Source organism: Marinobacter sp. bablab_jr003 (assembly GCF_016464245.1).
Taxonomy (GTDB): domain Bacteria; phylum Pseudomonadota; class Gammaproteobacteria; order Pseudomonadales; family Oleiphilaceae; genus Marinobacter; species Marinobacter vinifirmus.
Genome location: NZ_JADARC010000038.1, coordinates 1 through 11,595, shown reverse-complemented (window position 1 = coordinate 11,595; position 11,595 = coordinate 1). Strand labels below are relative to the sequence as shown.

Genomic DNA, 11,595 nt, shown 5'->3' with positions numbered 1-11,595 from the left:
GTTTCTCAGGGCGTCCAGTCTGGCCTGGGTGAACGGTTGGCCACTGGCGTCGGCTTTGTAGCGGCCGGGATAATCGTAATGCTGATAATCTTCCCGGTGGCTCGGGCTTCCTGCACTGTGTTCGTGCATCAGGGCATAGGCCGGGTTCTTGAAGGTGTAGTCCTTCATCGCCACGGAGGACGCACGCACCCGCTCTTCATAGGCAAAGCTGAACACGCAGGCTTGTTGGGTGCTGCCGCCGGCTCTAGTGTTGCAGGTCACCGGGTCCAGTTTCGGGGCATCGCCGTGGTGGTCGGCAATGATTAACGCCGATTGTTCCTCGCCATCCACGCTGCCGTGCTGGTAGCGGTAGTGCCAGCCCTCTTCGGCGGCCAGGCGTTCCAAGAATTGCAGGTCGCTTTCCCGGTGCTGAACGCAGTATTCCCGTTCGGCCGGCGGGCGCTTCAGATCAAACACCGAATCCGCTATGCCCCGCTCTTCCAGCAAGGTTCGCACAATGGCGTCGGTGCTCTGGGCCTGGAAAATGCGGCTGTTGTGCATCAGGCCCAGACGCCATAACGGCGGCTGGATGACCACTTCATAGCGGGTGCGACGGTGGCCGGTGTTGCCACGAACAAACTCGTTCACCACACCGGTGAAGCGGCGCAGGGGCTGGCCATTCTGCCAAACCACCAGGTCTACCGGTTGTTCCAGAATGTCAGCCGCCGCTACATCGGGATCAGTACTGGCCAGCTCTAACCGGCCATGAAACAAAGAAGACAGCTGTTCGGTTAGCGCGAAGCCAACTACCGAAAAGTGATCAGAGGGGAATTCGCCTACACGGGCGGTGAACTGCAATCCGCTTGCCTGGGGCATAACTTCGGTCCCTGAAGTTTAAATGGTTATAACAGACTCATCCTGAGCAGCGCCGATTATAACCACCCGGCACGGCATTACAAACAACCCGGTCACAAACCGGCTTGGTCAATCAGTCACTGTGCAGCAACAAGGCATAGCGGGTACTGCGTCCGCCCCCGGCTAACTGAAAAATACAACCTTTCTCCACTAAGTCCGTCAAATCCCGCGTAGCCGTCGCCTTGCTGACCTTAGCCAGAGACTGGTACTTCCGGGCGTTGATGCCTTCCCCAAATTCCTCGCCGGCAGAATCAAGCAACCGAGGAGCGCAGAGCACCCTCATCCCACGTGAAACGCGGCCAGTCTTGTTCTTGTCAGGTATACATGAGCCGAAAAAACCTGCCTATTCGGGTCAGACCCGCAGTACATTTCGTCATGCCAAATGTATCGGGGGTCTGACCCCCAGCCAGAGGCATTGGTAAGGTTTCAGGGTAATCGTGCCGCTGAGGTCTTCGATGGGCTGGTCGGAGAGCAGGTCTGTCCATTGGTCTGTGCTGATCAGGTTGATGTCGCTGAGGGCCACTTGTTGCACTTCGGCGCTGATGTTGTGGATGCAGAAGATGGATTGCTCCCGGCGCAGGCTCTGGCGCCAGAACCCGAACAGTTGCAGGCCCAGGTGCAGGGTGAACTGGGTGGCGTTGGGGTGGAAGGCGGGCTGGGCCCGGCGGATGGCAATCAGGCGTTTGAGTTCCCGGTACACCTTGCTGTGATGGCTGAGGGGATCAGCCAGCGTTGCCTCCAGCCTTTCCAGCTGCCACTGGCTACGGTTGATGGAACGCAGCCGGCCGGTATGTTCCACACGGTCGAGGTCGTTGCCGGTGGCCAGCAGGCTGTGAATATAGAAAGCCGGAATACCTTCCAGCGCCAGCATGATGGTGTGGGCACACAGAAAGCGCTGCAGCTGCCAGTCGTCTGCTCCACCCTCGGCCGTGCCTTTCAGGGCATCCCACAGGGCAATGTTCATTTCATAGGGCTGATCCCGGCCATCGGCCGTGCGCCGGTAAGACACCTTGCCCCCGAAAGACTCCAGGGTATTGATCAGCCGCTGCTTCTCGTCTTCGTCCAGCAGCCCGTCGGTGGGGCGCATCCCTATGCCGTCATGGGAGGCGATAAAGTTCAGGTAGGTGGTGCCCATCTGCGCCGGCGGCATGCCCATCAGCCAGGTTTTCAAATGGCGGCAATTACCGGTCACCAGGGTGTTGATCAGCAGTGGCGGCAGTGAAAAGTTATAGATGGCATGGGCTTCGTTGGCGTTGCCGAAGTAGGTCAGGTTCTCCCGATTGGGCACGTTGGTTTCGGTGATCACCACGGCATCTGCGGTGTGATGCTCAATCAGCAGCCGCAGAATCTTGATCAGCTCGTGGGTCTGCTGCAGATGAATACAGGGCGTACCCGGCTCTTTCCAGAGGAAGGCCACCGCATCCAGCCGGAAAATCTTCACACCCCGCTCCAGGTAATAACGAATGATACCGGCGAATTCGATCAGCACCTCCGGGTTGGCGAAATTCAGGTCCACCTGGTCTTCGCTGAAGGTACACCACACATAGCGCTCGCCGTCCTCGGTCTGCACCGGATTCAGCAGGGGCGAGGTGCGGGGCCGAACCACCTGGCTCAGGTCATCTTTGGGATTGGCTTCAACAAAGTAATCCTTGCCCGGCCCCACCCGCTTGCGAAAGTTCTCGAACCAGCGGCTGCGGGCCGACATGTGGTTGATCACCAGGTCCGCCATCAGTTTGTAATCCCGGGCGATGGCTTCGATATCTTCCCAGCTGCCGTGGGATTCGTTCACCGCCAGGTAATCCATCACCGCAAAGCCATCGTCTGAGCTGTAGGGGAAGAACGGCAGAATGTGCACGGCCGTCACCGACTCCCGCAGGCAGTCGTCCAGAAACCGCTTCAGGGTCACCAGCGGTTTTTCATCCGGGCGCTGTACCGTGTCGGCGTAAGTGATCAGCACCACATCCGCCTGGCTCCAGTTGTTCTGTTGCGCGGGCGGCGGCTCGGCCTCCGGGTCCAGGCCCATGGCATCCAGCAACTGATCCGACAGAAACTCGCAATCCAGCGCCGGATAAACTACCTCCAACATGGTCACCAGACGGCTTTCGAGTGACTGGCTCATGGCCGGAACTCCTCGTTGTCCAGCTCCACCGCCTCCAGCAGCTGCTCACGAATATCGGGAATAGCACTGGTCACCCGATTCCAGCTGGGAATAAACGGCGTATCCATGGGGTTATCCAGGAAGTATGCCCCGGCGCGCATCACGTTCTGGGCAAACAGTTCCACCGCCTTTTCTTCTTTGTGGCGGTCAAAACTCAGTCCATTGATCATGGCGTCGTTCTGGTAGGTTTCGACAAAATCCAGGGCGATGCGGAAATAGCTCGCTTTGAGGGTACGGAATTTCTCGTTGGAGAAGATCTCGCCATTGGTGGCCAGCTTGCGGAACAGTGCCTTGGCGATGTCCATGCTCATCTTCGACAGGCCCCGGCTGGCATCTTCCGGCGACAATTCCTGGTGCTTGTGGTCATACACATCCGCCACATCCACCTGGCACAAGCGGTTGGTGGCGTAGTTGCGCTTCATTTCCGACAACACGCCGATTTCCAGGCCCCAGTCGCTGGGGATGCGCAGGTCATTGATCACATCGGTGCGGAAGGAGAACTCACCCGCCAGCGGGTAGCGGTAGCTGTCCAGGTAATCCAGGAAATCGTTAGGCCCGCAGACCTTCTTCAGGGCGCGGATCAGCGGTGTCACCAGCAGCCGGCTGACCCGGCCATTCATCTTGCTGTCCGCCACCCGGGCGTAATAGCCCTTGCAGAACATGTAGTTGAAGCCCGGGTTGGCAACTGGGTAGATCAGCCGCGCGAGCAGATCCCGGGAATAGGTCAGAATGTCGCAATCGTGCAGCGCGACAGACTCGCTCACGCCGGACGCCAGCACATAGCCGAAGCAGTACCACACATTCCGGCCCTTGCCCATTTCTGTCGGCGCCAGATTTTGCTCCCGCAGTTTCAGGTCCAGCGCCCGCAGCCTCGGGCCGTCGTTCCACAACACCTTGAACGGTTGCGGCAGGTCCGAAAAGTATTCCAAGGCATGTCGGTACTGGTCCTCACTGGCGCGATCCAGGCCGATCACCACCTCGTCCAGGTAAGGCACACGGGTGAGCTCTTGCACAATGTTCTGCAGCGCCGGGCCTTCGAGTTCCGAATACAGGGATGGCAGCACCAGCGACATAGGCCGGGCTTTGCGAAAGCGCATCAGGTCGGCCTCTATGTCTTCCACCGGGCGGCGCACAAGGTTATGCAGGGTGGTAACAATGCCGTTCTGGTAAAAGTCGCCCATGGCGGCTCTCCTTTACTGATAACCGTACTCCAGAAGCAGGTTGAGTACGCAGGCGTTCCAGCCCTCGGGGCCGGGTCTGAGGGAGCGCATGGCGTGCCGGGGGGACGAAAACTGAAGCTGTTCACTGTTCGCCCCGCTTATCACCACCGGAATATCGGCCTCTTCCAGCATGCGCTGGTCGTTCGGGCTGTCGCCCAGGGCGATGGTGATCACCGGCTCATTGCCGAAACACTCCTGGTAACGACTCAGCAAAAAACGGGCCCCCTCTGCCTTATCGAAGGTTCCCATGACATGCCAGAAGCGCCCGCCCTGCACCAGTCGCAACCCCGCAAGCCCAAGCGCGGCGCGGAATTGCGCCAGTTCGGCGTCGGTTCCATCCCACAGCAAAGGCTCGGTAGCCAGGCGCTGTTTTGCCCGGGCTGCCTCACCTTCTTTCAGCCCCGTCAGCTGCGCCAGCTCCCGCGCCGACAGGTCAGAAAAGCCCCGGAATCGTGCACCGCCCTCCCGCTGCACCAAAAGCGTGCGTATCAGCTCGTTATGGGGAACACCCACATGCACCACCTCCTCCTGCGGGTTGTTCAGACATCCCGCCGGAATCACCACCGCCGCCCCGTTCTCGGCAATAAACGGCGCCCGCAGGCCCATCGCCCGCTGCAACTCCCGCATCTCCACCGCTGTCTTGCTGGAATTCAGCACCAGCGGAATCCCGTTAGCCGCCAGCCGCTCCATCGCCGGCAATGCCGCCCGCCAGCTATAGCTGTGGTGGTCCAGCAAAGTGCCATCCAGATCGGTAAAAACCACCAGCCGTGGTTGCATTCGCCACCTCCACTCTGCACTCTGAGGGGGTCTGACCCCCGATACATTTCATGGCACCAAATGTACTGGGGGTCTGACCCCGTTTCAGAGACCGATTCAAAAACCAGGCCAATCCATGACCAACGAAACCTTCAAAGTTGAACACCGCTACCTGGACCTGCCGGACAGCTTCTACAGCCGGGTGAAGCCCACGCCGCTTTCGCAGCCAAAGATGGTGTGCTTTAACCACAAGCTTGCGGCGCAGCTGGGGTTTCATGTTCAGGATGAGAGCGACTGGGCACAAGTAGGCGCCGGGGCGGAATTGCTGGAAGGGATGGACCCGGTGGCGATGAAATACACCGGCCACCAGTTCGGCATGTACAACCCGGAGCTGGGGGATGGCAGGGGGTTATTGCTGTGGGAAACCGTGGCGCCAGATGGCACCCGGTGGGACTGGCACCTGAAAGGCGCGGGCACTACGCCCTATTCGCGGTTTGGCGACGGCCGGGCGGTGTTGCGCTCCACCATTCGGGAATACCTGTGTTCGGAAGCCATGCACGGGCTGGGCATTCCAACCACCCGGGCGCTGTTTATGATCAGCGCCAAAGACCCGGTCCGGCGTGAATCCATCGAAACCGCCGCCGCCCTGATGCGCGTCGCCAAAAGCCATATCCGCTTTGGCCACTTCGAATTCGCCGCTTACCATGACGGCCCGGAGGCCGTGAAAACCCTTCTGGAGCACGTGATTTCGCTGCACTTCCCGCACCTGATCGAGCTGCCGGAGCCGCAACGCCACGCCCGCTGGTTTACCGAGGTAGTGGAACGCACCGCCCGGCTGATTGCAGACTGGCAGGCGGTCGGCTTCTGCCACGGAGTGATGAACAGCGATAACATGTCCATCATCGGCGACACCTTCGACTACGGCCCCTACGCCTTCCTGGACGACTTCGACGCAGGCTTCGTCTGCAACCATTCCGACCACGAAGGCCGCTACGCCTACAACCGCCAGCCCCAGATCGGCTTCACCAACTGCCATTACCTGGCCAACGCCCTGCTGCCGATCATGGAAGAAGACACCGTGCGCGAATGCCTCGGCAGCTATGAAACCGCCTACAACCAGCGCTTCAAGCACAACATGCAGGCCAAGCTCGGGCTGGAAGAAACCGACGACGCAGACATGGCCCTGATCATGGACACTTTCAGCATGCTGCACGAACACCGGGTAGACTACACCCACTTCTTCCGCGGCATCTCCAACCTGCACCGCCACGGCAACGCCCCGGTGCGGGACCTGTTTGCAGACAGAAGCGTGGCAGACGAATGGCTGGAACGCTATGAAGCCCGCCTGCAAAAAGAAACCCGGGCCCACGACGAACGGGAATACGCCATGCGCCAGGTAAACCCCAAATACATCCTGCGCAACTACCTGGCCCAGCAAGTCATCATGGAAGCCCAGAACGGCGACTACGCTCCCATGAAAGAGCTACTCAAAGTGCTGGAAACCCCCTTCGACGAACAACCCGAACACGAACACTACGCCGCCCTCCCCCCAGACTGGGGCAAACACCTGAACATCAGCTGCTCATCGTAAGGTGTCAAAGCCACTCGCGCAGGGGTCAGACCCGATCGCGCAGGGGTCAGACCCGCTCGCGTCTTTGGGCCTTAGGGCCGCGAGAGGGTCTGACCCCGTTGCCTAAGCCCACTCCCAAATCAGCCCTTAACCGGAGCCAACGCATCCAATCTCCGACCATGCCGCATAATATAAAGCACCAACAAAATAGCCGGCACCCCCATCACCCCAGCCACCAGGAAGAACTGCGCATACCCGAAATCCGCCACCACAATCCCTGAAAACCCACCAAGAAACTTCCCGGGCAACGTCATCAACGAACTGAACAACGCATACTGGGTAGCGGTAAACGAAGCACTGGTCATACTGGAAAGCCAGGCAATCAGCGCCACGTTAGCAATCCCACCACTCAGGTTATCGGCACTCACCACCAGGGCCAGCAACTTGATATCCGGCGGGTACTGGGCCAGCACCACAAACAGCAGGTTGGTGGCAGCGGTCATGATGGCCCCGGCCAGCAGAATCCGGCGCACGCCGTATCGCACCACCAGCACCCCGCCCACCATCGAGCCGAGAATGGTCATAAAGAAGCCGAACACCTTGGTCACATCGGCCACCTGGGTTTTGCTGAACCCCATAAAATCCAGATAGAAAGGGTTGGCCATCACACCCATGGCAATGTCTGAAATGCGGTACACGGCCACCAGCACCAGAATCACAATGGCGAGCTCTTTATAGCGGCGGAAGAAGTCCACAAAGGGCCCGGCCACGGCGGCGTAGAACCAGCCCGCCAGCTTCGCCAGTCGGGGCGGAAGGTGCCCACGGCGTGCAGCCTCTTCCTGAACTTTCTCAGCAATGTCTTCGGCCGCAGCAAAGTGGTTCACCTCAGGCTCCCGGGCCACCAGCACCGTCAGCACGCCCACACCCACCAGCGCCGCCATCACCTGGTAAGACACCTGCCAGGACCAGAACTCCGCCAGGTACAAAGCCCCGGCACCAGCCACCAGCAGGGCCAACCGGTACCCGAAAATATAGGTCGCCGCCAGCGCCGCCTGCAGCCGCTCTTCCGCGATTTCAATACGGTAGGCATCAATGGCCACATCCTGCGTGGCCGAGGAGAAGGCCACCAGCAACCCGCACAAAGCCAGGGTTTCCGGGGCAGAAAGGGGGTCCACCGCTGCCATCAGATACAGGCCCGTGGCAATGCCCGCCTGGGCCAGCAGAATCCAGCTCCGGCGCTTGCCGAACAGCCGGTTCAGCACCGGCAGCTTCAGCCGGTCCACCACCGGGGCCCAGAACACTTTGATGGAATAGGTAATGCCCAGCCAGCTGAAAAAGCCGATGGTCGCGGTTTCCACCCCCACATCCGCCAGCCGCGCATTCAGAGTGGAAAACACCAGCAAAAACGGCAACCCGGCCGAAAACCCGAGAAACAGCATGGCAATCACCTGCCAGCGGGTGTAGGTGTACAGGGCGTCTTTCAGCAGGGCAAGGCGGGTGCCGGGTACGATAGTGAAATCTCCGGATCAGTCGCGGAAGTTATTGAATTGCAGCGGGATATCCAGTTCCGCTTCGCGCAGCATGGCAATGGCTTCCTGCAGGTCGTCCCGCTTCTTCCCGGTTACCCGCACCTTGTCACCCTGGATGCTGGCCTGCACCTTCATCTTCTGGTCTTTGATCATCTTCACGATCTTCTTCGCCATATCGGTTTCGATACCCTGCTTCAGGGCAAAGTGCTGCTTCACCAGCTTGCCGGCCTTGCTCTCGCCGTCTTCCGCCAGGGCCCGGGCGTCGATATTGCGTTTGGCGAAAGCCATCCGCAGCAAATCAATCAGCTGCTCCAGCTGGAATTCCTGCTCGGCGCTCACGGTAATCCGCTTGTCTTCCAGCTCGATGTTCGCGTCTACATTCTTGAAGTCCCAACGGTTGCCCAGATCACGCTTGGCCTGGTCCACCGCGTTGGTTACTTCGTGCATTTCAATTTCGGAAACAATGTCAAAAGAAGGCATGGTCGTCATTCTCCAAAGGCAACACAGAGGTATACTGTGGCGACATGATTAACAGCGGCTGCGCCGGAACCGCCAAAGCATACCAAGAGCCAAGGCGAACCGCACCCGACAATGGACTGGTAAGAAGTAGATAAACAATGCCAAACCTGGACCTTCCCATCCTCGTAGTAGACGACGCCAAATTCAGCAGTATGGTGGTTGGCCGCACCTTGCGAAATGCCGGTTACCGCGACATACGCATCGCCAACAACGCCCCGGCGGCCCTGAAACTGATGGAAGAACGCCCGGTGAGCGTCCTGATTGCAGACTGGCTGATGCCTGAGATGGACGGCCTGGAACTCACAGACCAGGTGCGCCAGCTGGACGAACAGACCAACCACTACACCTACGTGATCCTGCTGACAGCCAGGGAAAGCGTGGAAGCCCTGTTGGTAGCCTTCGACCGGGGCGTGGATGACTTCATCTACAAGTCCGACATGACCAAGCAGCTGATTCCCCGCATCTTCGCTGCAGACCGCATGGCAGACCGCCAGAACACCCTGCTGCGGGCCAACGCCTTACTGGTGGAGAATAACCGGGAGCTGGAATCCAGCAACATCATCGACCTCGAAACCGGCCTGTGCAACGCCAAGTACGCCCGCCAGCGCCTGCAGAAAATCCTGCGCCATGCCGAATCCCGTGGCGGCGCCAGTGCCTATGTGATGTGCGGCATCCGTAACTGGCAAGACCTGAAGCGCAAACACCCGCCCAGCGTCATGAGCGAACTGGCCATCGGCATCGCCCGCCGCCTGAACAGCCTGATCCGCCCCATCGACGCCCTGTGCCGCATTGGTGACAACCAGTTCGTGATCGTGTCTTACTTCCCCAACAGCGACCACTGCACACCCACCGCCTTCCGGCGCATCTTCGACGGCATCAACCACAAAGCCCTGAAAACCACCGCCGGTTACATTTCCGTAGAAGCCGGCATGGCCCTTTGCCGCGCCAGCGCTGAAGAAGGCACGCCGTCTGTACAGGATATGGAAAAAGCCTCGATACAAGGCCTTATAGATGCCTACGAAACCCGTCGCTTCGTGGAAATCACACCGGAAATACGGGAAGGCGTATAAGAACTACACACCGTAACACTGCGACACAGATCACAAACAGACAGAGAGAACGGAAGGCCTTAATCTGACAGCGTGGAATGAAGCAGTATCCACCCATGGCGGAGGAGCCGTGCAGTACCTCCGCCGCCGTATGGGTACTCTCCCACAGGATTAACGAATTTTTCAGGCACTTTCGTTCTTTCCGAAGTATTTTCAAGCCAGCTCATATGAGCTGGCTTTTTTATTACTTAGAGCTTACGCCCCTTCCCAGCCGCAATCCGCAGCCGCAGCGCATTCAGCTTGATAAAGCCTTCCGCATCCTTCTGATCGTACGCACCCTGGTCTTCTTCAAAGGTGGCGATCTTCTCGTCGAACAGAGAGTCTTCAGACTTCCGGCCAACAACGTCTACGTTACCCTTGTACAGCTTCAGGCGAACGGTACCGTTCACGTATTCCTGGGTCTGGTCGATCAGCGCCTGCAGGGCTTCACGCTCCGGGGACCACCAGTAGCCGTTGTAGATCACCTCGGCATAGCGCGGCATCAGGCTGTCTTTCAGGTGGGCCACTTCGCGGTCCAGGGTGATGGACTCGATGGCGCGGTGAGCGCGCAGCATGATGGTGCCGCCCGGTGTTTCATAGCAGCCGCGGGACTTCATGCCCACGTAGCGGTTCTCAACGATGTCCAGACGACCGATACCGTTCTCGCCGGCCAGCTTGTTCAGGGTTTCCAGAACCACGTGCGGCTTCATTTCCTGACCATCAACGGCAACAATGTCGCCCTTCCTGTAAGTCAGCTCAACGTAAGTCGGCTTCTCGGGAGCGGCCTCCGGAGACACACTCCAGCGCCACATCTCTTCCTCGGCTTCGGACCAGGGATCTTCCAGGTTCATGCCTTCGTAGGAAATGTGCAGCAGGTTGGCGTCCATGGAGTACGGGCTCTTGCCCTTCTTCATTTCCACCGGAATGTTGCGCTCTTCGCAGTACTGCAGCAGCTTCTCGCGGGAGTTCAGATCCCACTCACGCCAGGGAGCAATCACCTTCACACCTGGCTTCAGCGCGTAGGCGCCCAGCTCGAAACGCACCTGGTCGTTACCCTTACCGGTCGCACCGTGGGAAATCGCATCGGCGCCGGTTTCATTGGCAATGTCGATCAGACGCTTGGCAATCAGCGGGCGGGCAATGGAGGTACCCAGCAGGTACTCGCCCTCGTAGATGGTATTGGCGCGGAACATCGGGAACACGTAATCGCGCACAAACTCTTCGCGCAGGTCCTCGATGTAGATTTCCTTAACGCCCAGCGCCTCCGCCTTGGCACGCGCCGGCTCAACTTCCTCGCCCTGGCCGATGTCGGCGGTGAAGGTCACCACCTCGCAGCCGTAGGTGTCTTGCAACCACCGAACAATAACGGAAGTATCCAGGCCACCGGAATAGGCCAGCACCACCTTTTTAATATCAGACATGCTTTGCTCCAGACTGAACAGAATGGATGTATTGAATAGAAGCGCCATATTGTACGGGATGGCCGGGGGAATGGCTATTCGACAGAAGGCTGCGGAGGGGGAAGACTGAAGACTTTTTTGCCACAGAATCCACGGAAGGACACGGAAAAATAAAAGACTTAAAGCCTTTTTTGCCACGAAATCCACGAAAAAACACGAACAAAGATTACTAACTAGAACCTAAAACGTCTTCGTCTTTAATTTCGTGTTCTTTAGTGGATTTCGTGGCAAATCACTTTTCTTTTTCTTTTTTCCGTGTTCTTCCGAGATGGGATGGTCTCCTCCCCACTCCAAATCGGCGTCGCAATGCGCCAGGATAGAGGTTGCAGACACTATCCAAGAGTTAAGGAGGAGACCATGCATCAGAATACCGTGATCGGCATCGACCTGGCAAAAACCTC

10 protein-coding genes and 1 pseudogene are annotated in these 11,595 nt (G+C 58.7%); 2 read left to right on the top strand and 9 right to left on the bottom strand.

Features of this window, described 5'->3' with window-relative positions:
* From tssI to H3Z84_RS04120, 5 genes and pseudogenes are all read right to left on the bottom strand, one after another.
* A partial coding sequence (tssI, locus tag H3Z84_RS04135) for a type VI secretion system tip protein TssI/VgrG (protein WP_199456501.1) occupies positions 1-855 on the bottom strand: 855 nt, incomplete at its 3' end.
* Between the two features lie 112 nt (positions 856-967).
* Positions 968-1,156 (bottom strand): annotated as a pseudogene (locus H3Z84_RS17025) (DUF4172 domain-containing protein); the annotation flags it as partial.
* A gap of 111 nt (positions 1,157-1,267) precedes the next feature.
* Positions 1,268-3,013 (bottom strand): alpha-amylase family glycosyl hydrolase, encoded by a 1,746-nt coding sequence (locus H3Z84_RS04130; RefSeq protein ID WP_199456494.1) that lies wholly within the window; start codon positions 3,011-3,013, stop codon positions 1,268-1,270.
* On the bottom strand, positions 3,010-4,233 hold the full coding sequence (locus H3Z84_RS04125; RefSeq protein WP_199456492.1) for a glycosyl transferase: 1,224 nt from the start codon (positions 4,231-4,233) through the stop codon (positions 3,010-3,012). The genes H3Z84_RS04130 and H3Z84_RS04125 overlap by 4 nt, the downstream gene beginning before the upstream one ends.
* 12 nt (positions 4,234-4,245) lie before the next feature.
* Positions 4,246-5,049, bottom strand: coding sequence for an HAD-IIB family hydrolase (locus H3Z84_RS04120; RefSeq protein ID WP_199456490.1), 804 nt, complete (start codon positions 5,047-5,049; stop codon positions 4,246-4,248).
* A 115-nt stretch (positions 5,050-5,164) separates the two neighbouring features.
* On the opposite strand from H3Z84_RS04120, the gene H3Z84_RS04115 reads away from it, so the two are divergent.
* Complete coding sequence (locus H3Z84_RS04115; protein ID WP_199456488.1) at positions 5,165-6,619, top strand: protein adenylyltransferase SelO; 1,455 nt, start codon at positions 5,165-5,167, stop codon at positions 6,617-6,619.
* Between the two features lie 119 nt (positions 6,620-6,738).
* Here H3Z84_RS04115 and H3Z84_RS04110 read toward each other — a convergent pair whose 3' ends face one another.
* The gene (locus H3Z84_RS04110; protein WP_199456486.1) at positions 6,739-8,046 is read right to left on the bottom strand and encodes an AmpG family muropeptide MFS transporter; all 1,308 of its coding nucleotides are present in this window, start codon (positions 8,044-8,046) and stop codon (positions 6,739-6,741) included.
* A gap of 78 nt (positions 8,047-8,124) precedes the next feature.
* The gene (locus H3Z84_RS04105; protein ID WP_022989470.1) at positions 8,125-8,607 is read right to left on the bottom strand and encodes a YajQ family cyclic di-GMP-binding protein; all 483 of its coding nucleotides are present in this window, start codon (positions 8,605-8,607) and stop codon (positions 8,125-8,127) included.
* A gap of 137 nt (positions 8,608-8,744) precedes the next feature.
* Between H3Z84_RS04105 and H3Z84_RS04100 the strand changes: the two genes are divergently transcribed.
* Positions 8,745-9,716 carry a response regulator gene (locus tag H3Z84_RS04100; RefSeq protein ID WP_058341017.1) on the top strand — a complete coding sequence of 324 codons (972 nt, stop codon included), beginning with the start codon at positions 8,745-8,747 and terminating at the stop codon, positions 9,714-9,716.
* A gap of 227 nt (positions 9,717-9,943) precedes the next feature.
* Here H3Z84_RS04100 and H3Z84_RS04095 read toward each other — a convergent pair whose 3' ends face one another.
* Both H3Z84_RS04095 and H3Z84_RS16905 read right to left on the bottom strand, forming a co-directional pair.
* Positions 9,944-11,155, bottom strand: coding sequence for an argininosuccinate synthase (locus H3Z84_RS04095; RefSeq protein WP_199456484.1), 1,212 nt, complete (start codon positions 11,153-11,155; stop codon positions 9,944-9,946).
* Positions 11,156-11,374: 219 nt separating this feature from the next.
* A partial coding sequence (locus H3Z84_RS16905; protein WP_206768821.1) for a hypothetical protein occupies positions 11,375-11,595 on the bottom strand: 221 nt, incomplete at its 5' end.

What these genes read in the sequence shown, in the direction of transcription:
- H3Z84_RS04105 (WP_022989470.1), bottom strand. Translation starts at nt 8,607, where the DNA reads ATGCCTTCTTTTGACATTGTTTCCGAAATTGAAATGCACGAAGTAACC.
- H3Z84_RS04095 (WP_199456484.1), bottom strand. Translation starts at nt 11,155, where the DNA reads ATGTCTGATATTAAAAAGGTGGTGCTGGCCTATTCCGGTGGCCTGGAT.
- H3Z84_RS04130 (WP_199456494.1), bottom strand. Translation starts at nt 3,013, where the DNA reads ATGAGCCAGTCACTCGAAAGCCGTCTGGTGACCATGTTGGAGGTAGTT.
- H3Z84_RS04100 (WP_058341017.1), top strand. Translation starts at nt 8,745, where the DNA reads ATGCCAAACCTGGACCTTCCCATCCTCGTAGTAGACGACGCCAAATTC.
- H3Z84_RS04115 (WP_199456488.1), top strand. Translation starts at nt 5,165, where the DNA reads ATGACCAACGAAACCTTCAAAGTTGAACACCGCTACCTGGACCTGCCG.
- H3Z84_RS04120 (WP_199456490.1), bottom strand. Translation starts at nt 5,049, where the DNA reads ATGCAACCACGGCTGGTGGTTTTTACCGATCTGGATGGCACTTTGCTG.
- H3Z84_RS04125 (WP_199456492.1), bottom strand. Translation starts at nt 4,233, where the DNA reads ATGGGCGACTTTTACCAGAACGGCATTGTTACCACCCTGCATAACCTT.